Genomic DNA, 25,427 nt, shown 5'->3' on the forward strand with positions numbered 1-25,427 from the left:
AGAGGCTGCTTAGCCCTTCTTGACTTCTTTGACTTCTGCGTCGACGACGTTGTCGTCTGCAGGGCGTGAAGACTGTGCGCCGCCTTGCTCAGGGGCTTCACCGGCAGCTGCTGCTGCTTGTGCGCCTTCCTTGGCTTGTTGGTCAGCGTACATTTTTTCACCCAGCTTTTGGCTAGCGGCCATCAGTGCCGCATTCTTTTCTTCAATGCTGGTCTTTTCGTCACTCTTCAAAGCGTCTTCCAAGTCTTTGATCGCCGCTTCGATCTTCTCTTTTTCGCCAGCTTCGAGCTTGTCGCCGTATTCGGTCAGGCTCTTCTTCACGCTGTGCACGTTGGAGTCGGCTTCGTTCTTCACGCGCACCAATTCCAGCTTCTTCTTGTCGTCTGCAGCGTTCAGTTCAGCATCCTTCACCATTTGCTGGATTTCAGCTTCGCTCAAGCCAGAGTTGGCCTTGATGGTGATCTTGCTTTCTTTACCAGTGCCTTTGTCTTTGGCGCCCACGTGCAAGATGCCGTTGGCGTCAATGTCAAACGACACTTCGATCTGAGGTGTGCCACGTGAGGCTGGTGGGATGCCTTCGAGGTTGAATTCGCCCAGCATTTTGTTGGCGGTGGCGATTTCGCGTTCGCCTTGGTACACCTTGATCGTCACCGCAGGTTGGTTGTCTTCTGCAGTCGAGAAGGTTTGCGCAAACTTGGTTGGGATCGTGGTGTTCTTGGTGATCATCTTGGTCATCACGCCACCCAGGGTTTCGATACCCAAAGACAGCGGAGTCACGTCCAACAAGAGCACGTCTTTACGGTCGCCAGACAGCACTTGACCTTGGATCGCAGCGCCCACGGCCACGGCTTCGTCAGGGTTCACGTCTTTGCGTGGCTCTTTCCCAAACAATTCTTTGACCTTTTCTTGCACCTTGGGCATACGGGTCATACCGCCAACCAAGATCACGTCGTGAATTTCAGAAGCGCTCACGCCTGCGTCTTTCAAAGCAGTGCGGCAAGGTGCAATCGTGCGCTCGATCAGCTCTTCCACCAAGGACTCCAGCTTGGCGCGGGTCAACTTGATGTTCAAGTGCTTAGGACCTGATGCGTCTGCGGTGATGTAAGGCAGGTTGATGTCGGTTTGTGAGCTGCTGGAGAGTTCGATCTTTGCCTTCTCAGCGGCTTCTTTCAGGCGTTGCAGGGCCAAAACGTCTTTGCCCAAGTCCACGCCTTGTTCTTTCTTGAACTCAGCAATGATGAAGTCGATCACGCGTTGGTCAAAGTCTTCGCCACCCAAGAAGGTGTCGCCATTGGTGGACAGCACTTCAAATTGCTTTTCGCCATCGACATCAGCGATTTCAATGATGGACACGTCAAACGTGCCGCCACCCAAGTCGTACACAGCGATCTTGCGGTCGCCCTTTTCGTTTTTGTCCAAACCGAAGGCCAAGGCGGCTGCGGTAGGTTCGTTGATGATGCGCTTGACATCCAAACCAGCAATGCGGCCAGCGTCTTTGGTGGCTTGGCGTTGTGCGTCATTGAAGTACGCAGGCACCGTGATCACGGCTTCTGTGACTTCTTCGCCCAGGTAGTCTTCCGCAGTCTTCTTCATCTTTCGCAACACATCGGCGCTGACTTGCTGGGGAGCCATGCGGTTACCGCGGACTTCGACCCATGCGTCGCCGTTGTCGGCAGCGGCAATTTTGTAAGGCATCAAATCGATGTCTTTTTGCACTTCTTTTTCAGTGAATTTGCGGCCAATCAGGCGCTTCACTGCGTACAGCGTGTTGCGGGGGTTGGTAACGGCTTGGCGCTTGGCGGATGCACCAACCAATACTTCGCCGTCTTCTTGGTAAGCAATGATGGACGGTGTGGTGCGCGCGCCTTCGGCGTTTTCGATCACTTTAGGCGTATTGCCTTCCATGATGGAGACGCAGCTGTTGGTGGTGCCGAGGTCAATACCGATGATTCTTCCCATGATTAACTCCTGATATTTTCAAAAACTAGATGAACTTAACTTGTGGCCTGCTGGTGATATTTCAAGTGCCCTTGCTGTGCTTAGGTGTTTAAACCCTTGGCCACCCTTGGGGCAAGGGTAAGCAGCGGCAACGACAGCTACTTTTACTTTGGCGCAGACACCGTCACCAAGGCGGGGCGCAGCACGCGGTCGTTGATGGAATAGCCTTTTTGCAACACGCTGACGACTGTGTTGGCTTCTTGTTCAGAAGGGACCACGCTGATGGCTTGGTGACGATGGGGGTCGAACTTGTCACTGGACAAGGGATTGATGCTCAGCACTTTGTTGCGCTCTAGCGCAGCGCTGAGTTGGCGCAGGGTGGCTTGCGCCCCTTCGCGGATCTGGTCAATCGTGGCGTCTTTAATCGCCAAGCCCGCCTCTAGGCTGTCCACTACGGGCAGCAAGCTTTCAGCAAAACCCTCGACCGCGAATTTGCGGGCTTTCGAGATTTCTTCTTCTGCACGGCGGCGCGCATTGTCTGCTTCGGCCTTAGCGCGCAGGTACTGGTCGGCCAGTTCACTACTTTTGGCTTGCAAGGCGGCTAGCTCGGCTTGCACCTGTTCCAAGAGCGCCTGCTCGTGTGAATTCTGGGCCGCGACCATGTCCTCGGTGCTCTGAAAGTCGACGCCAGCGGAAGAAGGGGGAGTAGGGGATTGGTGGTCAGACATGCGAATACTTCGATTTTGGAATAACAACCCGCGGCAATTTGGGGCGGTTGTGTGCAATTCAAGGCAGGAAATAGCATTTTTTGCTACTTCCTGCATTTGGGTGGGCAAATTAGCCCGAAGTGCCTAAGAGCTCAACGTCGAACTTCAAGGTCGCGTTAGGGGGGATGACGCCACCCGCGCCGCGTGCTCCGTAGCCCAGATCAGCGGGAATGATCAAGGTGCGTTTACCACCTATTTTCATGCCGGCAACGCCTTCGTCCCAACCCTTGATCACCATGCCTGCGCCCAAACGGAATACGAAAGGATCGTTGCGGTCCTTGCTGGAGTCAAACTTTGCACCCTGCGCGCCGTCTTGGAATAACCAACCGGTGTAGTGCACGGTGACGCTTTGTCCTTTGGTGGCGATTGCGCCTGTGCCTTCTTCAGTGTCTTCGTATTGAAGTCCGGATGCAGTGGTTTGCATTTGATAGTCCTATTGCTATTGAAAATGTAGCTAGATGCGCATGTTGAAAGCGCGCTGTAGCCAGAAAACCCTAAATTATGCCGGAGATAAAAAAAGACAGGCCAAGCCTGTCTTTTTTATGGGGCGTGACCCGCGGGCCGCCGCTAATGCCTACTTCGGGCTACTGTGCCTTTTTCGCTTGCGCATTGGACCATTTTGCAGCGAAGGTTTGCAGGTCCCCTAAGCGTTTAAGTAGATCCGCTCCCAGCGCAGTGACCGCATAGCCTTCGCTGCCATGCGTCAGGAGCCCAGCTTCGCGTAACTCTTTGACCCGAGTATTCAGCGTGTTAGGGGTGATGCCGCCGACGCTGTCTTGGAGCAAGCGAAATGTCTGTCCGTGCCCATCGCGCAGTGCCCACAAAACGCGCATGGCATAGCGAGACTCCAACAAACTTAGCAGCTGGCCCGTAGCGGCCGATTCTTTCAAACTCATTAACTAACACTCCTCAATGCGATTTGTAACCGGCAAGCACACGAGCCACATGGCGATTTGCTATTTCAGCGCGGTTTGTTGAATCAACGGAAACTATATCGCAGTTTTTGGCATGCTACAAGTTTCATAGCTGGTTTCGTAGAAGACAAGGCAAGTTTGTGCGATAACGACGGCGCAGGGCATCATGGTTTTCCCGCGCTGTTGGTCTTGGAGATGCCCTTGACTTGTCTTTGTAGGTGTGAGGTGCTAAGGTTGCGCGGCAATAGCGATTTAGCTGGATCTATGGGAGATATTCATGGTGTTCAATTTCGAGCAAGTGCATAACTACTACGAACGACTCATTTTCGAGGAAGTCGCAGTCCAAGCGACCTCGCACCCAGAGTTCACGATGGACATGCTCGCTGATGTTGCCTGTGTGGCGCTTAATCGCTTGCCCGCACGCTATGTACGCCACGATGTGGACATGATGTTCTACCTGACGGAAGGCGAGCGCCACGTGATTGAAAGCTCCATCGGAGACGCACTGAAGTTCGCTTTTGACTTTGTGCAAGAGCGAAGCAATAAACCCGCTCTCTAAAACGTTGCCTGCACTTTTGCCAGCAGGGTTGGCGTAATCTCCGGCCGCACCCCAAACCACGATTCAAACGCTGGGCGTGCTTGGTTCAGCAGCATGCCCAAGCCATTGATGGTGGTGTTCCCTCGCACTTTGGCTGCCGCTAGCAGCGGTGTCTCAATTGGTACGTAGATGATGTCTGATACCAGAGCGGTGGACGGCAAGGCATTCAGTGCAATGTCTAAAGCAGGTTCTCCATGCATCCCTTGGTTGGTCGTGTTAACCAGCAAGTTGGCATTGGCAAGCGCATCATCGCGCGATTCCCAAGGATACGCTTGTACCGGTATGCCGAATTCCTGGCTTAGTTCTTGGGCCTTAGAGAATGTGCGGTTGAGCAAGCGGATTTCAGTGGCGCCATATTCGATCAGGCTGGCAATTACCGCACGGGCTGCTCCGCCTGCACCGAGAACCACAATGGGGCCAGCCTTGGCTTGCCAATCGGGCCGTACATCTAGCAGGCTCTGCATGTAACCAAACCCATCGGTATTTTTACCGGTCAATGAGCCATCTGGCTCGACCACAATCGTATTGATCGCCCCGATGCGTTTGGCCATGGGGTGTAGGTGATCCACCCATTGCATGGCTTCGACTTTGTGGGGAATGGTGAGGTTGCATCCGGCAAACCCCAACGCGGGCAGGGCCCGCAAGGCCTGCTGCAAGCGTTGCGCTTGCACGGGCAGCAAGACGTAAGCCCCTACTAACTGATGCTCAGCGATCCAGTGGTTATGGATAACAGGTGAGCGCGAATGGGCCACCGGCCACCCCATGACACCAGCGAGTTTGTACTGAGACCTATCCGAGCCCATGATTGTGATCCTTACATATGGATGTGCTAACAAAAAAATAGCGCTCTGCGCCCAAGGATGGGCGTAGAGCGCTAGATTTGCGCGTATTTACAGTGTGTCTGTGAAGCTGCGCAGCTTGTCGGAACGGCTGGGGTGCTTGAGCTTGCGCAGGGCCTTGGCTTCGATTTGGCGAATGCGTTCGCGGGTCACGTCGAACTGCTTGCCCACTTCTTCCAAGGTGTGGTCGGATGTCATCTCGATACCGAAGCGCATACGCAGAACTTTGGCTTCGCGTGGGGTCAGGCTGTCCAAGATGTCCTTGACCACATCACGCAGGCCCGCTTGCATCGCGGCTTCCATCGGCGCGGTGTTGGCGCCGTCTTCGATGAAGTCGCCCAAGTGGCTGTCGTCATCGTCCCCGATCGGTGTTTCCATGGAGATTGGCTCTTTGGCAATCTTCATGATCTTGCGGATCTTGTCTTCTGGAATCTCCATGCGCTCAGCCAACACCGATGCATCGGGCTCAAAGCCAAACTCTTGCAAGTGCTGGCGGCTGATTCGGTTCATCTTGTTGATCGTTTCGATCATGTGCACCGGAATACGGATGGTGCGGGCCTGGTCCGCAATAGAGCGGGTAATCGCTTGGCGAATCCACCAAGTGGCGTAGGTGGAGAACTTGTAGCCGCGGCGGTATTCGAACTTGTCCACGGCCTTCATCAAACCAATGTTGCCTTCTTGGATCAAGTCGAGGAACTGCAAGCCACGGTTGGTGTACTTTTTAGCGATCGAAATAACCAAGCGCAAGTTCGCTTCGATCATTTCTTTCTTGGCAGCGCGTGAGGCGTATTCGCCAGCGTTCATACGCTTGTTAATGTCTTTGAGCTGGTCCAGTGGAACCACGACGCGGGCTTGCAAATCGGTCAACTTTTGTTGCAAGTCTTGTACCGGCGGAATATTGCGGGCCATGACCGCGCTCCAAGGCTTGCCCGCAGCGGCTTGCTTTTCAATCCATTTGAGATTGAGCAAGTTGCTGGCAACCATATTGCCCATTTTGTCGCGGCCACTGAATTCTGCGATGAAGTGTTCTTGGGAGTACCCGCACTTGTCCACAATGATGCGACGCAATTCCCGCTCTTTCTTGCGGATGTCATCTACTTGTCCGCGCACCATATCGCACAAGCGTTCGATTGCTTTTGCGGTGAATCGGATGGACATCAACTCTTCGCTCAAGAGCTTTTGGGTCTTGACGTAATTGGGCGTGCCGTGGCCTTCTTTGTCGTAAATTTTGTGGATCTTCTCGAACAACTCACGCATTCTGTCGAAGCGGGTTAACGCTTCACCCTTGAGTTCTTCAAGTTTTTTGGTCAGTGCCTTTGAGCCGCCTTTGCCGTCGTCGTCGTCGGCAGCGTCGAACTCGTCAAAGTCTTCTTCGGCCACATAGTCGTCGGCTTCGTTAGGGTTGGTAAAGCCGTCCACCACGGTGGTGATGACGACTTTTCCTTCGCGAATTTCTTCGCCCAAACGCAGCACCTCTGCGATGGTGGCGGGGGAGGCAGAAATTGCCTCCATCATGGCCATCAGGCCGCCTTCAATGCGTTTGGCAATTTCGATTTCGCCTTCGCGGGTCAGCAACTCAACCGTACCCATTTCGCGCATGTACATACGCACGGGGTCTGTCGTGCGGCCAAACTCGCTGTCCACCGTGGACAAGGCAGCTTCGGCCTCTTCTTCGGCTTCTTCTTCCGTGGCGGCAGTGGCGCTGTTGTTGTTGAGTAGCAGAGTTTCTGCGTCAGGTGTTTGTTCGTACACCGCTACACCCATGTCGTTCAACATGGAGATCACAACTTCCAGCGTTTCCGCATCGACCAACTTGTCGGGCAAGTGGTCAGAGATTTCGCCATGGGTCAGGTAGCCACGGGTTTTACCGAGTTTGATCAGGGCTTTGAGGCGCAAGCGGCGCTTGGCCATGTCTTCTTCAGACAGAACGGTTTCATCCAGTCCAAACTCTTTCATCAAGGCGCGTTCTTTGGCCTTGCTGATCTTCATGCGCAGTGGCTTGACCTTCTCGCCAGTGGCTGTAGTGGTCTCGGGTTCGCCAACCAAATCTGCTTCAATGTCCGACATATCCAAGTCGTCACCGCCGCCGGTGGCAGCAGGGGGCGCAGCTTTGGGCTTGCGACCGCGCTTAGCGCCTGTTTTGGGAGGGGCATCAGACTCTGACTCTGCGGAAGCCGCTGCCTTAGGAGGGCGGCCCGGTTTTTTCTTGGCGGCCGCGCCTGCGCTCAGCAGTGCGTCAGCGGCTTCTTGCAATAGTTGGGCTTTGGATTTTGGCAGAGTGGTCTTGGATGCTGGCACGGTTGGGCTTTCTTGTCGGACTTTGAAGGGCTAACTGAACAGATGTGGCGCGTTTTGGTGCGGGCTGAGAACCTGATAACAAACAACGAGACTGCAGAACAGGAGCCTTCTACGTCGCTGAATCGACGCTCGTAGTTGGCGATGCAGGGAATTAGATTCCCCAGTGGCAAGATGGGAGGGCGAACATTTGGGATGCAGTCCTTGCGGTGAGGTGGCTGGTTGTGAACTCTGTCAACATTTAGCCTAGCCCGGAGGTGCTGCTGTCGCTCTTGCCGAAACAACCTCGTAGTATAGCTTGTATTCTTTTTTATACCAGTTTGTCTACGCTTTCTCTGGTGCTGCCAAGGAAATGCTGAGCTTGAGCTGCTGCCACCGCTCGTTGAGCTCGCGAAACTGTGCAAATGCGGCAGGGTCCGACGCGGCCGCCACGCTGGCCAAATTTTTCTGCTTTTCAATGTGTTCCAGCAAAAGCCTATTCAGCAAATCACGCAGTTCTTTGTCTGACTCGCTTTCCGGCGCAGCCGTGGGCGGGGACTCTGCCATTAGCCGTAACACGTGCGGTTCGCCCTCGTGGCCGGAAAGCTCTTCTTTTAATGCGCCCCAGGGCAGTGGGCCATGCTCATGCATTTGGGCTTCAAGCCAAGCCATCAATGGCCCATGCGGTGCTGGTAATTCGCACAGCAGATGGTGGTCTTCATGGGTCAGTGATTCCCAAAGTGCACTGTGCCCAAAGAGAATACGGGTCGCGTGATCGGCTCTGCTTGCCAAGGGCCCGCGCAGTGGTGGACGCACTTGCCGGTTGCTGTCCCATTTCCCTTTGCCTTCCCATTTGCCATCTTTTTTGCCATCCCACTTCCCTTTACCTTCCCATTTGCGCTTGCCAGCCCAGCCCGAAGCGCCTTCGCCGTCTAAAGGATGGGTTTGCTCGGAATGCGCAGCTTGGTTGTCGGTGTAGTCTTGGGCCTGCCACTCGGCATAGCGCCGCCCTGCATTGGCGGCCTGGGGCTTTGCGTTGCCACCTGCCCACAAGGTGCTGAGGTCTTGGCTAGAAAGTTGAACCTGGGCTGCAATCTCTGCGCGCAATTGCAGCTTGAGGGCTCCTTCTGGCAATAGATTCCACAGGGGTTTTGCGTTGCTCGCCATGTGAGCCCGCCCTTCAGCGGTGTGCAGATCGCAACCTTCTTGCGATGCTTCCATCAAAAAACGGCTGAGTGGCGTTGCGTCTGCTACGTACTGGGCAAATGCGTCTTGCCCGTTGGCTCGGATAAAACTGTCTGGGTCGTGCTCGGCGGGTAGAAACAGAAACTTGATGCTACGCACATCCGTGGCGTAGGGCAGTGCTGCGTCCAACGCTTTGCGCGCCGCACGTCGCCCGGCGGCGTCGCCATCAAAGCTAAACACGACTGCATCGGTAAACCGAAAGAGCTTGTGCACATGGTCTGCTGTGCACGCAGTCCCTAGGGTGGCAACAGCATTGGGAAACCCCAACTGTGCCAAGGCCACCACATCCATATAGCCCTCGGTCACCAGGGCATAGCCTTGGTCACGCAAAGCGTTGCGTGCTTCAAACAGGCCATACAGTTCGCGGCCCTTGCTAAACACGGGGGTCTCGGGGGAGTTCAGATACTTGGGCTTGTCGTCGCCAAGTACCCGTCCGCCAAAGCCGATGCACTCGCCCTTGATGTTGCGAATGGGGAACATCACGCGGTCACGAAAGCGGTCGTAGCGCTTCTCTTCGCCCCCGTCTTCGGGGCTACTGGTGATGACCAATCCACTCTCCACCAACAGCGGGTCGTCGTAATGCGGAAACACACTGGCCAAGCTGCGCCAGCCCTCTGGGGCGTAACCCAAGCCAAACTGTTTGGCAATGTCGCCGGACAGGCCGCGGCCCTTGAAGTACGCAATGGCCCGTTGAGACTCTTTGAGATGCTTGCGATAGGCATCGCAGGCCTGCTCTAGCACCGTGGTCAAGGTGTTTTGCTTTTCGCGCTGCTCCAGGGCACGCGCGCGGTCTTGGGGCGAAGCATCGTCTTCAGGCACTTGCATGCCGTACTGCTGGGCTAGGTCTTTGACCGCTTCAATGAAGGTCATCCCCGAGTGGTCCATCAGAAAACTGATGGCATTGCCGTTTTTCCCGCAGCCAAAACAATGGTAGAACTGCTTGGTGGGGCTCACAGTGAAGGAGGGGGACTTCTCTCCGTGAAATGGGCACAGGCCCATGAAGTTGGCCCCTCCTTTTTTGAGCTGCACATAGCGGCCCACGATCTCCACCACGTCGGCCCGTGCGACGAGTTCTTGAATGAAGCTTTGTGGAATGGCCATGCCGTGATTGTAGAAAGCCTCACACAGCGTCAAAGTCGCCGTTTGACGGTTTGCTATGGATTGCATAGCTGCCTGCGCATATTCCATGGGCGCCAAGGCCATTTATTGACTAAAAAATAAAGTTTCTTGAGGGTTGTGGCGTGGGTAGGGCTATGGGTCGGCTGCCCATTTACCGTCGGAGGGCGTGCGCGCGATGACTACCATTGCTGATTTGCCAAGGAGTTAGTGATGCCACCTGTCCCCGAATCCCCCCAGGCCAGTCCATCGGACCTTGCCTTTGCGCAAGGCGTGGCCATGCGACGCCAGGTCATGGGCGACGCGTTTGTGGATACGGCCTTGGCCAGTGCAACGCCGTTTACCGCACCCATCCAAGAGCACATTACCCGCGCCGCGTGGGGCGACGTGTGGCAGCGCCCTGGACTAGACCTAAAAACCCGCAGCCTCATCACGGTGGCCATGCTCACCGCGTTGGGAAAGCAAAATGAACTCAAAGGCCATGTCCGAGGTGCCTTGAACAACGGCGCCACCGTGGCCGAGTTGCAAGAAGTGCTGCTGCACGCCACGGTCTACTGCGGCGTACCGGCTGCTGTAGAAGCCTTTCGCACTGCCAACGAGGTGGTTGTGGGGCAGTAGCTAGCCCAAAGCGATCAAAACGGCCACACAGGGCTGGGGACGTCCATGTTAACTTTACGCACCGTGGCGTGGTTGTTGGTGCTGGTGTTGGCGTAAAACAGTGCAGGCTCTGCAGCAAAACTGTAGGAGGCTACTTGGTCCGCCGCTGCTGCCGAGTAGCTCACGCCCCACAAGTCAAACGTGGCGCGTTGGTCGCGCTGGGTGATCCACGACAGCGCGATGAGCAGGTTGTCGTTGCCGCTGACGTCTGGGCGGCTTGCATACTGGCTGTAGCCCAGTTTGGTTTTGTTCGCGGCCCAGTCCGCGCCGCTGGTGCCGCTGAACTGCCGTTGGTGCAGGTACAACAGCGTCACGATGTCCCAGCCTTTGGCCTCATCGGCTTGGCGTTGTGCCCAGTAGTGCACCCACTGCATGTAAAACGCCATGCGTTCGCCGTTTTGCACCGCATAGGCGTCATTTCCCCAGATGCGTTGATACGCACCGTCACTGGGATTCGCTTCTTGCTTCGCGGCCTTGATCATGTCAAACGCGGAGCGGTAAGCGACGGCATTGCTGCTGCGGTTGTCGCCCAGCTCTTTGTAAAGACGCCAGTTTTTGTGCAAAGGGAACAGGTTGTTGGAGACCTCGGCGCTGCGCCCGCTATGCACTTGCAAGATGCCGCGCTGCTGGTTGTGGCCTACTTCGTGGCTTTCCCCCCAGCCGCGTGGGTTTAGGCCCCAGTCTTGGTCATAGGGGTTGCCTGAGCAGCCGTTGCCGCATTGCGAGTAGGCGTCTACGTTGATGTGCTGGGTGCCCGGAACGCGATGCAAATTGAGGTTGGTGCAATCCCACGCCAAGGCAGTGCACATGGCTTGCACATGCGCGCTCAGACTTTTGCCGGGCATGGCGTATCCCGCCAGCATGTACAGGTCTTCAAAGAAGATGGTTTTCATCTCTTGGATGTAGCGGTCCATGTCGTTGCCGTAGTCGTCATTGACTACCTTGCGCAGCTTGTCCGCACGCGAGTGCACCTCTATGCCCGCGAGTTTGATTTCTGCCCAGTCAAACTGGGCGGCATTCAACGCAGCCACAAAGCCCGGTTTGTCACCGGCCCCGGTCGAAAGATCCAGAAACGGGTGCTTCGCTACGCCGCGCACGCGCAGGCGCACCGTCTGGCCCGCGGTGGCCTCATTGAACACCAACTGCATGGTGCCCCCATAGGGGGTGCTGATGCTGATGGGGGTGTTGGGTTCAAGGGTGATGTTGGGGCTCGCCAGAAAACGTGGTCGATTGAACTTGTTGTTTTCCCACAGCCGCGTAGAGCCCGTGCGTTGCGTGTTAAGCCGCAAGGCGACGCTGGCAGAGCCTGCGTCCAGCACTTCAAGGCTTAAGGTTTTGCCTGGCACTGCAAAGCGTCCTATCGCAGTGAAACCGCTGGTGGCTGGGATCAGCACATCCAGAACTTCGTCGCTAACACTGACGGGCAAGCTACTGCTGCTGTTGCGTGCAAAGGTGCCAAGCTCGGCTTGCGCGGTTGATTGGGGGCGCACATAACTCACTAACGCGTCGGCGACCAGCGCCTTGCCAAATGCAGCGGGGTTGCCGACTTTGTCGAGCGGGTAGCGCACTTGCTTGCGCACGGTGTCCCCCCACAAAACCAAGAGTCGCAGCAGCTGGGTGTTGGGGGTGGTAAATAGGTTGCTGCCCGTGCGATTGAATGCATCAATTTGACTGCGCAAAGTGTCTACGGGGTCGAGTAAGCCGGTTTCCAAGCCCGTGGCTTTGGAGCAGTCATTGCCATTGCACTTGGACCAATCGTAGTTCAGGGTCAGGCTGTCGGTTGCGAGCGCGTTGACCAGGGATGCGAGGCCACTGAACTGCGCTGTTTTAGAGGCATTGCCAGCGGGTGACCGTGCCGCGCTGACCAAGTCCTTGTCCCAGAAGTTGCCTCCGTAATCTCCTAGCTGCAGTTTCATGGCCGCCAGTATTTGTGAACCAGCGGCGCTGGCACCCCAGCCATCGGTATGCAAGTACAAAACCGGTTTGCCAGATTGGATGAGCGTACGGATATTGCTCTCCAGCAGGCTGCCTGCAGTAACGCCACCGCCCACTACCAAAAGCTTGGCTGCACTGGCACAGGCCGTGTTGCTGGTGAAGTTGCAGGCAACGGTGCTTGTCGCAATGCCGGCTTTGGCCATGCCATTGACGCTGTCTGGCACGTCAATACCGGCCCACGCGACGGGGAGTGGGGAGGGCAGCGCCATGTCGGGGTTGCCCTGCACGAGCCATGCGACCAAGCGCTTGAAGGCCGGTCGGTGGTTAAGGTTCTCGTTGTTGTCAAACTGCCCGAGCACGTTGGCGCCGTAGCCCGCACTGCGCCCACCCCAAGCCACGCTAATGCTTGCCAAAGCGTTGTTGTGGGCGTGGTCGCCCACAATGTAAGGCTGAGCAAGCTCTGGGTTGGTTGGTGACACAAAGTGGCTGTAGTCCTTGGGGTTGTATTCCAAGCTCACGCCGTTCCACAGGGCGCCAACGCGGCTTTCTTGGCTTAAAGACGTTTGTTGCAGCACGTAGCGCGTTTGCAGTGCGATGGCCGTGGGGTCATTCAACGCGCTGGCATCCCCGCTGACCAAGGCTGCACTCAATGCGCTGGGTACCACGGGTTGTGGGTAGATGGCCACGGGCGTACTGCTCGAAGTACTTGAAACCCCGCTAGAGCCGGAACCTCCTGCGCCGCCGCCGCAGGCCGCCAAGGCCAACGCAGCAGTGACAGCCCACAGTGCAGTGCGGCCGCGTGCCCATGCCTGTGCAGTTGCGTGTTTGGGGCCCTGTGCGATTGGAATCAGGCACAGGCTGAAGCAAAACCGTGGGGCCATCGACGTGTCTTCCGCAAAAGTTAGAAATTTTGGGAATTAAAGTCGACATCGCGCGCTGTCCGACCCGGTTTACATGTCTTTCTTTTGCATGCGATTGTTGCACTCTGTCACGGAAATTTTCTTGACCTGCGTGTGGACTTGTGCGGGAGAGGAAGATGTAACCGTGCGACGGTTGTTGGTCGTCAGGGTCTAAAGGCCTTAAATTTGCCAATTGCGCCCGTCAAATAAGCGGGTGATGCTATCTAAATAATAGCTTACCCGCTTCGGCTGCGCTACTGCGTGGCACCTAAGGCGATCGCTGCTTGGCGTTGTGCGGCCAGTGCTGCGGCGTCGGGGCGCGTGAGGGTGGGCCATCCGGCCATGTGTTCTTGGCTTATTTCACACAGTGCGGTAATCCAAGCGGTGTCGTCGTTGAGGCACGGGATGTAGTGAAACTCTTGACCGCCGGCATGCAAAAAGGCTTCGCGGCCTTCCATATTGATCTCTTCCAATGTCTCAAGGCAATCACTGGTAAAGCCAGGGCACACCACATCCACACGCTTCACGCCGGCCTTGCCCAAGGCAATCAGACTGGGCTCCGTGTAGGGTTCCAGCCATTTGGCGCGGCCCAGGCGTGACTGAAACGTGACTTTGAATTGGTCTTTGCCAAGGCCTAAAGCCTGCGCCAATAGGCGGGCAGTCTTCAAGCATTCGCAGTGGTAAGGGTCGCCCAGCGTGAGCGTGCGCTCTGGGACGCCATGGAAGCTCATGACCAACTGGTCGGGCCGACCGTTGGCTTTCCAGTAGCGTTGAATCTGTACAGCCAGCGCCTGGATGTAGTGCCCATGGTCATGGTAGCGGTTCACAAAGCGCAGCTCGGGCAGGTTGCGCACCTTGGCCGCCCACTGGTAGACCGCATCAAACACGCTGGCGGTGGTGGTGGCGGAATACTGCGGGTAAGCCGTAACCACCAGCACCCGGGTCACGCCCTCGGCCTTGAGTGCGTCCAGTTGCGAGGCGATGGATTGGCTACCGTAGCGCATGGCGTAGCGCACTTGCACAGCGTGGCCGCGTTGGCTCAGCCAGCCTTGCAGGAGCTTGGCTTGCTTCTCAGTCCACACCTTTAAGGGCGAGCCCTCAGCAGTCCAGATGCTGGCGTATTTGGCGGCCGACTTGGCGGGTCTAAAGCGCAAGATGATGCCGTGCAAGATCAGCATCCACAGCACGCGGGGAATCTCCACCACCCGCGGGTCGCTCAAAAACTCTCTGAGGAACTTGCGTACATCGGCGGTAGACGCCGAGTCGGGAGTCCCTAAGTTGCAATACAACACAGCCGTGCGGGGTACTTGGCCGTGGACAAAGGGAGGTTCGGGGGCGAATGCGCCAAGGGTAAATAAAGCCATGCGTTATTCTCGTCCACCTATGCTGGATATTTCAAAAATCAGGGCAATAACCCTAGACCTCGACGATACCCTGTGGCCTATAGCCCCGGTGATCACCCGTGCAGAAGATGTGTTGGCCCAGTGGCTAGATGCACAAGCCCCAGGCGCTGCGGCGATATTTCGACACCCCGAACAACGTGCTGCAGTGCGCGAGGCAGTAGTGCAAAGCAGGCCAGACCTTGGCCATGATTTATCTGCTATTCGCCGTGAGTCCATCCGCTTGGCATTGCAGCAAGCGCAAGAAGACACCGATTTGGCGGAACCCGCTTTCGACGTGTTCTTTGTTGAGCGCATGCGGGTGCAGCTGTACGACGATGCGGGCCCTGCCTTGGCCCTGTTGGCCGCCCATTACCCCTTGGTGGCCGTGTCCAACGGCAATGCCGATGTGCATAAAGTAGGACTGGGGCAATTTTTCCGCCACGCCTTGAGCGCCCGCGAGTTTGGCCATGCCAAGCCCGATGCACGCATATTCCACGCGGGTGCCAGTGCGGTGGGCGTAGAGGCCAGCGAGGTGCTGCACGTCGGAGACGATATGTCGTTAGACGTCCTCGGGGCGCTAGAGGCGGGCATGCAGACCGTATGGCTCAACCGTACGGACCATGCATGGCACCACGCGGCGCAACCCCACGCGACGGTGACCGACCTGATGGAGCTTTGCAATTTGTTGGGGCTAGAGGCCTGACCCCTAGGCAGGCTTGCGACCCATCTGCAGGGGGCAGTTGCTGAGCCCTTTTAGTTGTCGGGGCGCAGCGTTAGTGTGCTCTTGGTGTGGGCTTTGACGTCTGCTTCACTCAGGTACTGCTGCACATAAATGCCTTCGGCGTAGCGTTGGGCTTGGTCTGCGTAATGCGCATCAAACAAAACACCACTTTGACCCACTGGGTTGATGCCCATGGCCATATGGGGTGCAGCAAAATCAACAACGCGGCGGGTCGACGGGCCATAGCTGACTGCCCAAGGGGCAGGACCCACATTCAATGACAGGTTGTTCGGCGTTTCGCGTCCCCCAGGCACTGCAAACTCACCGACATTGAACAACAGGTCCAAGGGCTTTTGGCGCCCTAGCGGATGCACATGGGTCAGTGTGTGGGTTTGCCCCCAGGACCAAGCCAGCAGGCTGCTGCCATACAAGTCGGTCAAGTGCGTCAACGTGTTGTGCCACGCTACGCGTACGGTTTCAAAATGACTTTCTGTCTTCTTGGTGTCAATGTTGTCCCACCACGGCGAATTGGGGTCTGCGGCAAGCAGTGGCAGTGCACTGTCCAGTGCCCTGGTTTCGAGTAAGTCACTGAACAACACGGGCCCAAGCTCGTCTTCCATGGCGGCTTTGGCAAGCTCATAGCTAAACTGGCTAAACAGCGTGGCTGCAATGCTGTCTCGGGTGTAACTGCCGTCCCACTTTTCCAGCGGCTCCAAGAAGGCTTTTTCATTGGCATCCGTGACCACGGTTTGCAATACCGGCAGCAAGCTTTTCAGGATGCGGGGGCCGTAGTCGTTCGTCACGTCCAGCTGCAAGGCCTGCGCGGCCGCGACGTCCCATTTGCGTTCAGGGTCTTTGAGCGCTTGGTCCAAGCGCTTGGCGCGGTCTGCCAAGTTGTAGTAGCCCGGCACGGGTACGCCGCTAGGCGGTTTGGGTTGGCTGTTGGCGGACACCACATAGCCCCGCAATGGGTTTTCTTCTTGCGGGTTGTAGTTGAAGGCATAAAAGCCTTTTTTCTCGGCCTCGCCTTTGCTGGCGTCCAAGATGAAGGTCGGGTTCACACCTGGCGGGCGAATCGGCAGTTTGGCCGCCGCCCACCACGCAATGTCGCCTTTGGCGTTGGCCCACACGATGTTGAGGCCTGGTGCATCGATTTTGCTAGCCGCATTGCGTGCTTTTTCTCGGGTGTCAGCGCGGTTGAGTCCATAAAACGCTTCGAGCATGGGGTTTGGTGTTTCCAAGTAAGCCCACCACATGGCCACGGGTTTGCTGTCGAGCGCGTCTTTGAATGCGTCGGTAATGATGGGGCCATGTGGGCTGCGCCGCAGGGTGAGCTTGACGGCCTTACGGCCTTTCACCGCGATGCTTTCGGTGCGGGTTTCCATGTCCACCCACTGGTCTTGGAACCATACCTGCTGGGGATTGGCGGGATTGATTTTTTCGGCAATGAGGTCTACGTCGTCATTCTGGAACATGGTCAAGCTCCAACCAAACTGCGTGTTGTGCCCTATGAGTGCCATCGGGTTGAGCGCTTGAAAGTGGCCGTAGAGCTCAAAACCAGGTGCGTTGAGCTGTGCCTCGTACCACACTGCGGGCACCGAAAACCCAACGTGCGGGTCTCCCGCCAACAGCGGCTTGCCACTGACAGTGCGTCTGCCCGCAATAGCCCACGCATTGCTGCCTTCGAACAAGGGCACTCCGGCAAGCGCCATCGCGTCTTGACCCGCTTGGGCGATGCGTGTCAGGCTCTGCCAGTGGCTTGGGTCTGGCTTGGCATGCGCCAACACGCCCTCTGGGTGCCAGTCGATGTCAAAGGCCTTCAGATACTCAGGCCCCAATTCGTCCCGGATGTAGGTCATCACCGGCTCGGTTTTAAATGCAGCCGCAAAACTAAAGGCCAAGTAGCCCGACACGGCGACCGTGTCTTCCGCGGTGAAGGGGCGCTTGGGAATGCCCAACACATCAAACTCGATGGGCGGTTTGTGGGTCGCTTGGAACTGGTTGATGCCATCCAAGTACGCCGCCAGTGCCAAAAATTCTGGGCGTTGGCGATCTAGTTTTTTCACGTATTCCACCGCGTGGGCCCGTATGCCCAGCGTGCGAAATAGCTTGTCCGTGTCCAAGAGCTTGGGCCCCAAAACTTCTGCCAATTCTCCTTGGGCGAGGCGGCGCACAATTTCCATCTGAAACAGACGGTCTTGCGCATGGACGTAACCCAGCGCCCGGTACAAATCCGCCTCATTCTTGGCGGTAATGTGCGGCACACCCCGCTCATCGTAGGCCACGCTGACACGTTCTTTGAGGCCTGCCAGCGGGAGCAATCCGCTACGCACAGGTTGCTTGGTGTACACATACCAAGCGCCAACGCCTGCGCCGAGCAAAACCAGCAACAGCACAAGACTTGCGATGACCTTGAGGACACTTTTCATTGGGGCGGGGCCTGGTAGTGGTGTTGGCCAGATGATACGGGCGACTATGGTTTGCGCCTACCCCTCTTCAGCGCTAATGCGATGAGGAAAGCTGGTCGGAGGCCGCGTCCAGTAGTGCAACGGCTTGCACGCCACTGCGCACCGCACCCTCCAGCGTGGCGGGGTAAGGGCCCTCCACGTAATCCCCGCACGCAAAGAGCTGCGGGGCAATGGCTTGCGCGGGGCGCTGCAAGCCCGGCGTGCAGGCAAAGGTGGCGCGTTTCTCGACAATGGTTTGCACCGCTTGGAGAGACAGCCCCAGCTGGTCTTGGGCTTGTTGCAGGACCAGGGCTTGCAGCGTGTCGCGGTCTGTGTCACTTGCACTCACCACAAACGCCAGCAAACCCGGTGGGCCACCGAGTTGCGCCCGGTCGAACGCAAACTGCGCAGGTGCCGAAGCCGTGCTGCGCAATGACACCATGGGGCGTGTGAGGTGGGCGTGGGGCGCATAGGCGTAGACGGTTGCAATGGCCTCAAACGCCAAGGCCTGCGCACAGCGTGCCCAAGCGTGCATGGCGTCCGCAGCGTCGCGTGGCGCGTGCAGTGCGCTGTCTTCCATGACCCGTGCAGCGTTGCTGCTACTGCCGGCCCATATGACCGCGTCAAAGGCTTCGCCATTGAGGTTCCAGCCTGGTCCTTGGTCGGCGCGTGGATGCAATGCGGTCACACGCGACCCAAGTCGCAGGTGCGCACCGTGTGCGTGAAGCCAAGTTTGCGCGGTACTAGGAAACAGGGTACTCAGGTCCGTCGTAGGCAGCAGCAGGTTGGAGGCGCCACTCCCCCCTAGCAAAGAGTCTTTGAGCACCCGCAGAAACACCTGGCCACTGGCGCGGCTGGCTGGCGTGTTGAGGGCGGAAACACACAGCGGGTCTATGAGGGTGTCCATCACGGTTGGCGTCAGGCCTGCACACAGCTGCGTGACGCTGGTGGCGGGTGCACAGCGAAAGCCTGCGATTTGCCAGCGCAGTGAGGCGCGTACCAAAGACCACTTGTCGGCAAGCGACCACCCTTGGGCGCGCCAAATACCTGCGACCGCGTCCAACGGGGCGGGCCATGCGGGCAGTGCCAAGCCCGCTTCGTCTGCAAACTTGAGGTTCAAAGGCGTGCGCAGCAGCACGGCCTGTGGGTCTAGGCCCACATGCTGCATGAGCTGCAAGGTGCTGCTGTAGGCCCCGATCATGATGTGCTGGCCGTTGTCCAGCACCACGGATTCGCCGTTGGGCAATGTGCCTTTGAGGGCTCTGGCCCTTCCCCCTACTGCGTGAGATGCTTCAAAAACTGTAGCGTGGTGCCCTGCGCTACAGGCTGCAACGGCGGCAGCCATACCGGCCCAGCCGGCACCTACGATGGCGACCTTCATAAGACGTGCAGAACCCAGCCAGTCTGGGTGCCGCTTGCTAAGCTCATAGGTGTCCCAAGGCTTGCACCTTCCAGGCCAGCCAAAGTTTGCGTAGCGGCGTCAGGCTTACACGCTGGTGAAGCACTTGGAAGTTGTCGCGCTCAATTTCCGACAGCAAGGCACGGTAGATGCTGGCCATCATTAGGCCTGGCTTTTGGGCGCGGCGGTCTGCCGCAGGTAGCAGAGCAAGGGCCTCGTCGTACAGGCTTTGGGCCCGTTTGGCTTGAAATTGCATGAGCGCTGTAAATCGGTCTGAGTAGCTGCGCTTGAGGATTTCATGGGCCTTGACGTCGAATTGCTGTAGCTCATTCACTGGCAGGTAGATGCGGCCGCGCATGGCGTCTTCTCCCACGTCGCGGATGATGTTGGTGAGCTGCAGTGCTTGCCCCAGTTTGTGGGCGTAGGCCGTGGTTTGTGGGTCGGATTGACCAAAAATACGGGCGGCGACTTCTCCTACCTCACCCGCCACCAGGTGGCAGTAGCGCTGTAGGTTGGGATAGTCGAGGTAGCGGGTTTGTTCCAAGTCCATCTGGCAGCCTTCAATCACGGCCTGGAGATGGCGTTGCTCAATACCGTAGATGGCTGCCAAGGGCATGAGCGCTTGCATCACGGGGTGGGTGGGTGTGCCTGCATACGCCTTGGCCACTTCGCCTTGCCACCAGGCCAGCTTGGTGGCCGCTACCGAGGCGTCCACCATGTCGTCCACCACGTCATCGACTTCGCGACAAAACGCATAGAAAGCCGTAATCGCGGCACGCCGGGGCTTGGGTAAAAACAAAAAAGCGTAATAAAAGCTGCTGCCAGAAGCGGCGGCTTTTTGCTGGACGTATTGCTCTGGATTCATGGGAAGGATTGTTACATCAAGACAGCACGCCACAGCATGATGGGGAAGTCCCACCACCGCAAGACGGGCCGTGTTTTCAAAGTGGCGTAGCCCACGCCTCGGATCTTGTCCAGAATACGCAGCCCACCTTGCGCCACCAAACGCAGCTCCCAGCCGGCCCGGCCCGGTATGGTGTGCACTAAGGCGAGCCCTTTTTGCATCTCTGCGCCCGCCAAATCTGCGCAAGCAGCTATTAATTGTGTAGCACCACGGGTTTGCTCTAAGGTAAGCAGCTGTGCTTGGCTAACTTGGTACTGGGCGCACAGGTCAGCAGGCAAGTAGTAGCGGCCTCGGGGAATGTCCACACTGGGGTCTTGCCAAAAGTTGATCAGCTGCAAGGCGCTGCAAATAGCATCGCTTTGCGCCAGTGCTTGCTGCGTGTGAATGCCATACAAATGCAGCAACAAGCGCCCCACGGGGTTGGCGGAGAGTTTGCAGTAGGCGAGCAAGCCCGCGTGGTCGGCATATCCACTGCCGTCCCGGGTTTTCTGGGTGTCTTGTTCAAATGCGTTCAGCAGGTCGTGCAGCAGCTGGGTGGGGAGTTGGTGCGCATGAATAGCCCATTGAAGTGGCGCAAATACATGGCTCCACGGGCCTGCATACGCAACATCGGCGTGCGATGCTTGCGTGAGCGCTTGGCGGTAGGCGGCGAGGGTGGCCAAGCGTTCCTCCGCCGAGGCGGTGCCTTCGTCGGCAATGTCATCGGCCTCGCGGGCAAAGTGGTAGATGGCGGCAATGGGGCGGCGCAAGTGGCGAGGGCACAAAAGCGAAGCCACAGGAAAGTTCTCGTAATGCGTGATTTTTCCGGGGGACACGTCTGCGAGTGAATCGGGGGAGGAGGGGCGCTGCATGCCCGAGATTTTGCCTGCGTATTGACAAAGACTCTCAATTACCCTAAATTACTAACCGACTGGTCATTAATGCTTTGTGCAGGCCGACCTGCCTATTGCCACCCTATCACCCCCATACCCCCAAATTCACCATGTCTAACTTGAAACGCAAAACGATGGTTGCCGGTGTGCCTCTGATTGCAGTTGCACTTTTTTTGAGCGCTTGCTCCAAACCTCCTGCGGCCCAGGAGCCCATCCGCGCGGTGAAGCTCATGACGGTCGGCGTGGGCAACATCCAGTCAAGCTTGGAGTTTTCTGCCGATGTGCGCGCGCGCGTGGAGTCGCGGCTTGGCTTTCGAGTAGGTGGAAAATTGGTACGGCGTGCGGTTGAATTGGGGCAAACGGTCAAGGCGGGGCAGGTCATTGCCCAGTTGGATCCGCAAGATTACAAGCTGGCAGCCGAGGCGGCCCGCGCCCAGGTGGCGGCAGCCCAAACCAACCGCGACCTAGCAGGCGCAGACTTCAAACGTTTCAAAGAACTGCGGGATCAAAATTTCATCAGCGGTGCTGAGCTGGAGCGCCGTGAAACTGCGCTGAAAGCAGCGCAGGCCCAGTTGGAACAGGCGCAGGCCCAATTAAACAGCCAAGGCAATCAAGCGGGTTACACCACCTTGGTGGCAGACGTCTCTGGAGTGGTGACTGCTGTAACAGCAGAGGTCGGCCAAGTGGTGGGTGCTGGTACCCCGGTGGTGCAGATCGCACAAGACGGACCCCGTGATGTGGTGTTCTCTGTGCCCGAGGACAAAGTGGCGCTGATCAAGCAAGGCTCCAGGGTCGATGTAAATGTGTGGGCCAGCAAGACGCAGCTGGAGGCCACTGTGCGTGAGGTGGCTGCCAGTGCAGATCCGGTGACACGCACCTTCACAGTAAAGGTGGCTTTGGATGCCAAGGACTCCTTGCCACTGGGTACCACCGTGTCGGTGCGACCCAAGGCCCTAGACCGTGGCGCTGTGGAAGTGATCAAGCTGCCAACCTCCGCGCTGCTCAAAAGCACCAGTGGCTCCAATGTGTGGGTACTGGATAGTGCGACCATGACGGTGAAACCTCAAGCCGTGGTGGTGGCAACCGCCGATGGCAATGATGCGGTGATCACGCAAGGCCTGACCCCGGGCATGCAGGTGGTGGTGGCAGGCGTCCACGTTTTGTCACCTGGGCAAAAAGTTACTATTTACACCGCTAAAGGTGCTACTGCGCCCACACAGCAAGCGCCAGCAGCTATGGATTCTGTAGCACCTGGTGCCGCTGCTTCCGCAACAGGTAAGTGAGGCTGTGATGATGCAAGAACCAAGCAAGGGGTTTAACCTCTCGAAATGGGCGCTGGAGCATTCTGCGCTGACTCGCTATCTGATGATTGTGCTGATGCTCTTGGGAGCGGCCGCATATTTTCAGCTGGGTCAGGACGAAGACCCGCCGTTTACCTTCCGCGCCATGGTGGTGCGCACCTATTGGCCCGGCGCCACTGCGCAGCAGGTTGCGGAACAGGTAACCGACAAGATTGAGCGTACCTTGCAGGAAGTGCAGTACGCAGACCAGATTCGCAGCTATTCCAAGCCGGGCGAGTCTCAGGTCATTTTCCAGATCAAAGACTCCAGCAAGGGCAGTGACGTACCTAACGTTTGGTACACGGTGCGTAAAAAGATTGGTGACATTCGCGGTACCTTGCCCGGCGGCGTGGTGGGACCGTTTTTCAATGACGATTTTGGTGATGTGTATGGCGTGATCTACGCGCTAGAGGCAGATGGCTTTAACTATGCCGAGCTCAAGACTTTTGCAGACGACGTGCGTCAGAAGCTGCTGCGCGTGCACGATGTCGCCAAAGTTGAGTTGTTTGGTGCCCAAGACGAGAAGCTGTACATCGAAATCTCACAGAAGCGCCTCGCCCAGTTGGGGCTGGACTTCAACCAAGTGATTGCGCAATTGGGGCAGCAAAACGCGGTGGAGTCAGCGGGCTCTATACAGACGCCATTGGATGTGGTGCAGGTGCGCGTGGGCGGCCAATTCAATGCTGTTGAGCAGCTGGCGGACATGCCCATACGTGGTGCCACGGGTAACCAGTTTCGGCTGAAGGACATTGCGACGATCGGCAAAGGCTATGTAGATCCTCCGACAGTAAAAGTGCACCACCAAGGCAAGGAAGTGATTGCCTTGGGCGTTTCTATGGCCAAGGGTGGAGACATCATTGCCTTGGGACATGCGCTCGAAAAAACCTTTGTGGGCATTGAAAGGTCACTGCCCGCTGGCATCAAGTTGGTGCAGTTGCAGGACCAACCAAAGTCAGTATCCACCTCAGTGAATGAGTTTGTGAAGGTCCTGATCGAGGCGGTGGTCATTGTCTTGGCCGTGAGCTTTATCGCCTTGGGGCTGCACACCAAAGCGGGGCAACCGTTCTGGAAACGTTGGACCCTGGATATTCGCCCGGGATTGGTCGTCGGTATCACCATTCCCTTGGTGCTTGCGGTGACGTTTCTGGGTATGTACTACTGGGGGATTGGCTTGCACAAAATCTCGCTAGGCTCGCTGATCATCGCCCTGGGTTTGCTGGTGGACGATGCCATCATTGCCGTGGAAATGATGGTGCGCAAAATGGAAGAGGGCTACGACAAAGTCCGCGCAGCCACCTTTGCCTACGAAGTCACTGCTATGCCTATGCTGACCGGTACGTTGATCACGGCTGTGGGCTTTCTCCCCATTGGGTTGGCCAAATCAGTCACGGGTGAGTACACCTACGCGATCTTCGCAGTCACCGTGTTGGCTCTGATTTTGAGCTGGTTTGTGTCGGTCTATTTTGTGCCTTATCTTGGTACGCTTTTGCTCAAAGAGCATAAGCATGTAGAGGGTGCCCAGATTCATGGCGAGCACTTTGACACGCCTTTTTACAACACGTTTCGCCGCACGGTGAACTGGTGTGTTGAGCACCGCTGGATGACCATTGGAGCCACCGTTTTGGTTTTTGCGCTGGGAATTTTTGGCATGGGCAAGGTCCAGCAACAGTTCTTCCCAGACTCTAGCCGGCCAGAATTGCTGGTGGACATTTGGTTCCCTGAGGGCACCTCGTTCGCCAACAATCAAGAGGTGACTAAGCGCGTAGAAGCACGGTTGATGCAGGAGCCCGGTGTGTCGACCGTCAGCACATGGATCGGTTCTGGCGTCCCGCGCTTTTATTTGCCACTGGACCAAGTGTTTCCGCAAACAAATGTGTCGCAGTTCATCATTATTCCGGTGGATCTGAAAGTGCGCGAGTCTTTGCGCGTGAAGCTTCCAGCATTGCTGGCGAGTGAGTTCCCCGAAGTGCGTGGCCGCGTAAAGCTGCTCCCCAACGGCCCGCCTGTGCCTTACCCGGTGCAGTTCAGAGTCGTGGGGTCTGATCCTCTTGTGTTACGCGAGCGCGCTGACGAAGTGAAGGCCGTGATGCGACAAAGTAGCAATACCCGAGGGGTGAACGACAACTGGAATGAGTCGGTCAAGGTGTTGCGGCTTGAGGTTGACCAAGACAAAGCCCGTGCATTGGGGGTCAGCAGTCAGAGCATTGCGCAGGCATCTAAAACCTTGCTGTCTGGAACAACCGTTGGCCAATACCGCGAAGGGGACAAGCTGATTGACATTGTGTTGCGTCAACCGGCGGATGAACGCAAAGCGATTACTGACATTGCCAATGCGTACTTGCCCACTAGTAGTGGAAAGTCAATCCCTATTACCCAAATCGCCAAGCCAGTATTCACGTGGGAGCCGGGCGTGATGTGGCGCGAAAACCGGGACTACGCCATTACTGTGCAAAGCGACATGGTGGAAGGGTTGCAAGGCGCAACGGTCACCGCTGAGTTGTTGCCCAGGATGAAGGAGCTTGAGGCACAGTGGGCCGCGAAGGGAATCAATGGCTACCGCATTGACGTGGCCGGTGCAGTGGCAGAGAGTTCTAAAGGCTCGGCATCCATTGTCGCTGGCGTGCCCATCATGCTGTTCTTGACCTTTACCTTGCTGATGTTGCAGTTGCACAGCTTTAGTCGTGCGGTGCTGGTGTTTATCACAGGGCCACTGGGCATTGCTGGAGTGGCGGGAGCTTTGATTTTGCTTGGGCGACCCTTTGGGTTCGTGGCTTTGCTCGGCGTGATTGCATTGATGGGCATGATTCAACGTAACTCAGTGATCTTGATCGATCAGATCGAACAAGACCGTGCCAATGGCGTGCCCGCGTGGGATGCGATCGTAGAGTCCGCTGTGCGGCGTTTGCGCCCCATCGTGCTAACAGCCGCCGCTGCAGTGTTGGCCATGATCCCCCTGTCGCGCTCAGTTTTTTGGGGGCCAATGGCTGTGGCCATCATGGGCGGATTGATCGTTGCAACCGTTTTAACCCTGCTCGCATTGCCCGCAATGTACGCTGCTTGGTTCCGTGTAAAAAAGGAAACCCAAATAGCAGGTTAAAATAACTGGCTGACCGATTTCAAATGAACGGTTAATCGTCGGAAATTGCATGTCTCTTTCCGAAGTTAAGTGTTCATAATTTT

General features: G+C 57.0%; 18 protein-coding genes. 5 read left to right on the forward strand and 13 right to left on the reverse strand.

Translation table 11 applies throughout. The annotated features are described in order from the left end of the window. Positions 1–9: 9 nt before the first annotated feature. The 4 genes from dnaK to EXZ61_RS07400 all read right to left on the reverse strand — a co-directional run bounded on the left by dnaK (position 10) and on the right by EXZ61_RS07400 (position 3,601). On the reverse strand, positions 10–1,959 hold the full coding sequence (dnaK, locus tag EXZ61_RS07385; protein WP_142810507.1) for a molecular chaperone DnaK: 1,950 nt from the start codon (positions 1,957–1,959) through the stop codon (positions 10–12). Positions 1,960–2,102: 143 nt separating this feature from the next. Continuing rightward, positions 2,103–2,666 (reverse strand): nucleotide exchange factor GrpE, encoded by a 564-nt coding sequence (gene grpE / locus EXZ61_RS07390; RefSeq protein ID WP_142810509.1) that lies wholly within the window; start codon positions 2,664–2,666, stop codon positions 2,103–2,105. Positions 2,667–2,775: 109 nt separating this feature from the next. Continuing rightward, positions 2,776–3,129 (reverse strand): FKBP-type peptidyl-prolyl cis-trans isomerase, encoded by a 354-nt coding sequence (locus tag EXZ61_RS07395; protein WP_142810511.1) that lies wholly within the window; start codon positions 3,127–3,129, stop codon positions 2,776–2,778. A 160-nt stretch (positions 3,130–3,289) separates the two neighbouring features. Beyond that, a complete protein-coding gene (locus EXZ61_RS07400; protein WP_142810513.1) occupies positions 3,290–3,601 on the reverse strand; it encodes a winged helix-turn-helix transcriptional regulator in 312 nt (103 codons plus the stop codon). Positions 3,602–3,896: 295 nt separating this feature from the next. Here EXZ61_RS07400 and EXZ61_RS07405 point away from each other — a divergent pair, with 295 nt between their 5' ends. Then, positions 3,897–4,178 carry a late competence development ComFB family protein gene (locus tag EXZ61_RS07405; protein WP_142810515.1) on the forward strand — a complete coding sequence of 94 codons (282 nt, stop codon included), beginning with the start codon at positions 3,897–3,899 and terminating at the stop codon, positions 4,176–4,178. Here EXZ61_RS07405 and EXZ61_RS07410 read toward each other — a convergent pair. From EXZ61_RS07410 to dnaG, 3 genes are all read right to left on the reverse strand, one after another. Next, positions 4,175–5,020 carry a shikimate dehydrogenase gene (locus tag EXZ61_RS07410; RefSeq protein ID WP_142810517.1) on the reverse strand — a complete coding sequence of 282 codons (846 nt, stop codon included), beginning with the start codon at positions 5,018–5,020 and terminating at the stop codon, positions 4,175–4,177. The genes EXZ61_RS07405 and EXZ61_RS07410 overlap by 4 nt on opposite strands. A gap of 87 nt (positions 5,021–5,107) precedes the next feature. Then, positions 5,108–7,309 carry an RNA polymerase sigma factor RpoD gene (rpoD, locus tag EXZ61_RS07415; RefSeq protein WP_237219167.1) on the reverse strand — a complete coding sequence of 734 codons (2,202 nt, stop codon included), beginning with the start codon at positions 7,307–7,309 and terminating at the stop codon, positions 5,108–5,110. Between the two features lie 366 nt (positions 7,310–7,675). Continuing rightward, positions 7,676–9,676, reverse strand: coding sequence for a DNA primase (gene dnaG, locus EXZ61_RS07420; RefSeq protein ID WP_142810520.1), 2,001 nt, complete (start codon positions 9,674–9,676; stop codon positions 7,676–7,678). Positions 9,677–9,904: 228 nt separating this feature from the next. Between dnaG and EXZ61_RS07425 the strand changes: the two genes are divergently transcribed. Beyond that, on the forward strand, positions 9,905–10,309 hold the full coding sequence (locus tag EXZ61_RS07425) for a carboxymuconolactone decarboxylase family protein (protein ID WP_142810522.1): 405 nt from the start codon (positions 9,905–9,907) through the stop codon (positions 10,307–10,309). A 14-nt stretch (positions 10,310–10,323) separates the two neighbouring features. Here the strand turns inward: EXZ61_RS07425 and EXZ61_RS07430 are convergent, their stop codons facing one another. Beyond that, a complete protein-coding gene (locus EXZ61_RS07430; RefSeq protein ID WP_142810524.1) occupies positions 10,324–13,164 on the reverse strand; it encodes an ImpA family metalloprotease in 2,841 nt (946 codons plus the stop codon). 272 nt (positions 13,165–13,436) lie between these two features. Then, positions 13,437–14,546 (reverse strand): ferrochelatase, encoded by a 1,110-nt coding sequence (gene hemH / locus EXZ61_RS07435; RefSeq protein ID WP_142810526.1) that lies wholly within the window; start codon positions 14,544–14,546, stop codon positions 13,437–13,439. Between hemH and EXZ61_RS07440 the strand changes: the two genes are divergently transcribed. Then, positions 14,545–15,267 (forward strand): HAD-IA family hydrolase, encoded by a 723-nt coding sequence (locus EXZ61_RS07440; protein WP_237219119.1) that lies wholly within the window; start codon positions 14,545–14,547, stop codon positions 15,265–15,267. The two genes, hemH and EXZ61_RS07440, sit on opposite strands and share 2 nt — an antisense overlap. Before the next feature lie 50 nt (positions 15,268–15,317). On the opposite strand, the gene EXZ61_RS07445 is transcribed toward EXZ61_RS07440, so the two are convergent. The 4 genes from EXZ61_RS07445 to hpnC all read right to left on the reverse strand — a co-directional run bounded on the left by EXZ61_RS07445 (position 15,318) and on the right by hpnC (position 20,886). Next, entirely contained in the window at positions 15,318–17,714 is a 2,397-nt protein-coding gene (locus tag EXZ61_RS07445; RefSeq protein WP_142810528.1) for a penicillin acylase family protein, read from the reverse strand. A gap of 73 nt (positions 17,715–17,787) precedes the next feature. Continuing rightward, entirely contained in the window at positions 17,788–19,113 is a 1,326-nt protein-coding gene (gene hpnE / locus EXZ61_RS07450; protein WP_142810530.1) for a hydroxysqualene dehydroxylase HpnE, read from the reverse strand. Positions 19,114–19,156: 43 nt separating this feature from the next. Beyond that, the gene (gene hpnD, locus EXZ61_RS07455) at positions 19,157–19,996 is read right to left on the reverse strand and encodes a presqualene diphosphate synthase HpnD (protein WP_142810532.1); all 840 of its coding nucleotides are present in this window, start codon (positions 19,994–19,996) and stop codon (positions 19,157–19,159) included. A gap of 11 nt (positions 19,997–20,007) precedes the next feature. Further along, entirely contained in the window at positions 20,008–20,886 is an 879-nt protein-coding gene (hpnC, locus tag EXZ61_RS07460; RefSeq protein ID WP_142810534.1) for a squalene synthase HpnC, read from the reverse strand. Between the two features lie 131 nt (positions 20,887–21,017). Here hpnC and EXZ61_RS07465 point away from each other — a divergent pair, with 131 nt between their 5' ends. Together EXZ61_RS07465 and EXZ61_RS07470 are read left to right on the forward strand one after the other, a co-directional pair. After that, positions 21,018–22,190 (forward strand): efflux RND transporter periplasmic adaptor subunit, encoded by a 1,173-nt coding sequence (locus tag EXZ61_RS07465; protein WP_142810536.1) that lies wholly within the window; start codon positions 21,018–21,020, stop codon positions 22,188–22,190. A 7-nt stretch (positions 22,191–22,197) separates the two neighbouring features. Next, positions 22,198–25,344 (forward strand): efflux RND transporter permease subunit, encoded by a 3,147-nt coding sequence (locus EXZ61_RS07470; protein ID WP_178084841.1) that lies wholly within the window; start codon positions 22,198–22,200, stop codon positions 25,342–25,344. Positions 25,345–25,427: the final 83 nt, after the last annotated feature.

Origin of the sequence: Rhodoferax aquaticus, assembly GCF_006974105.1 — a bacterium.
In the GTDB taxonomy this organism is placed as follows: domain Bacteria; phylum Pseudomonadota; class Gammaproteobacteria; order Burkholderiales; family Burkholderiaceae_C; genus Allorhodoferax; species Allorhodoferax aquaticus_A.

Bases quoted from the DNA above. Each gene is read 5' to 3' on its own strand.
- dnaK (WP_142810507.1), bottom strand. From the start codon at position 1,959: ATGGGAAGAATCATCGGTATTGACCTCGGCACCACCAACAGCTGCGTC.
- grpE (WP_142810509.1), bottom strand. From the start codon at position 2,666: ATGTCTGACCACCAATCCCCTACTCCCCCTTCTTCCGCTGGCGTCGAC.
- EXZ61_RS07395 (WP_142810511.1), bottom strand. From the start codon at position 3,129: ATGCAAACCACTGCATCCGGACTTCAATACGAAGACACTGAAGAAGGC.
- EXZ61_RS07400 (WP_142810513.1), bottom strand. From the start codon at position 3,601: ATGAGTTTGAAAGAATCGGCCGCTACGGGCCAGCTGCTAAGTTTGTTG.
- EXZ61_RS07405 (WP_142810515.1), top strand. From the start codon at position 3,897: ATGGTGTTCAATTTCGAGCAAGTGCATAACTACTACGAACGACTCATT.
- EXZ61_RS07410 (WP_142810517.1), bottom strand. From the start codon at position 5,020: ATGGGCTCGGATAGGTCTCAGTACAAACTCGCTGGTGTCATGGGGTGG.
- dnaG (WP_142810520.1), bottom strand. From the start codon at position 9,676: ATGGCCATTCCACAAAGCTTCATTCAAGAACTCGTCGCACGGGCCGAC.
- EXZ61_RS07425 (WP_142810522.1), top strand. From the start codon at position 9,905: ATGCCACCTGTCCCCGAATCCCCCCAGGCCAGTCCATCGGACCTTGCC.
- EXZ61_RS07430 (WP_142810524.1), bottom strand. From the start codon at position 13,164: ATGGCCCCACGGTTTTGCTTCAGCCTGTGCCTGATTCCAATCGCACAG.
- EXZ61_RS07440 (WP_237219119.1), top strand. From the start codon at position 14,545: ATGCGTTATTCTCGTCCACCTATGCTGGATATTTCAAAAATCAGGGCA.
- hemH (WP_142810526.1), bottom strand. From the start codon at position 14,546: ATGGCTTTATTTACCCTTGGCGCATTCGCCCCCGAACCTCCCTTTGTC.
- EXZ61_RS07445 (WP_142810528.1), bottom strand. From the start codon at position 17,714: ATGAAAAGTGTCCTCAAGGTCATCGCAAGTCTTGTGCTGTTGCTGGTT.
- hpnE (WP_142810530.1), bottom strand. From the start codon at position 19,113: ATGAAGGTCGCCATCGTAGGTGCCGGCTGGGCCGGTATGGCTGCCGCC.
- hpnD (WP_142810532.1), bottom strand. From the start codon at position 19,996: ATGAATCCAGAGCAATACGTCCAGCAAAAAGCCGCCGCTTCTGGCAGC.
- hpnC (WP_142810534.1), bottom strand. From the start codon at position 20,886: ATGCAGCGCCCCTCCTCCCCCGATTCACTCGCAGACGTGTCCCCCGGA.
- EXZ61_RS07465 (WP_142810536.1), top strand. From the start codon at position 21,018: ATGTCTAACTTGAAACGCAAAACGATGGTTGCCGGTGTGCCTCTGATT.
- EXZ61_RS07470 (WP_178084841.1), top strand. From the start codon at position 22,198: ATGATGCAAGAACCAAGCAAGGGGTTTAACCTCTCGAAATGGGCGCTG.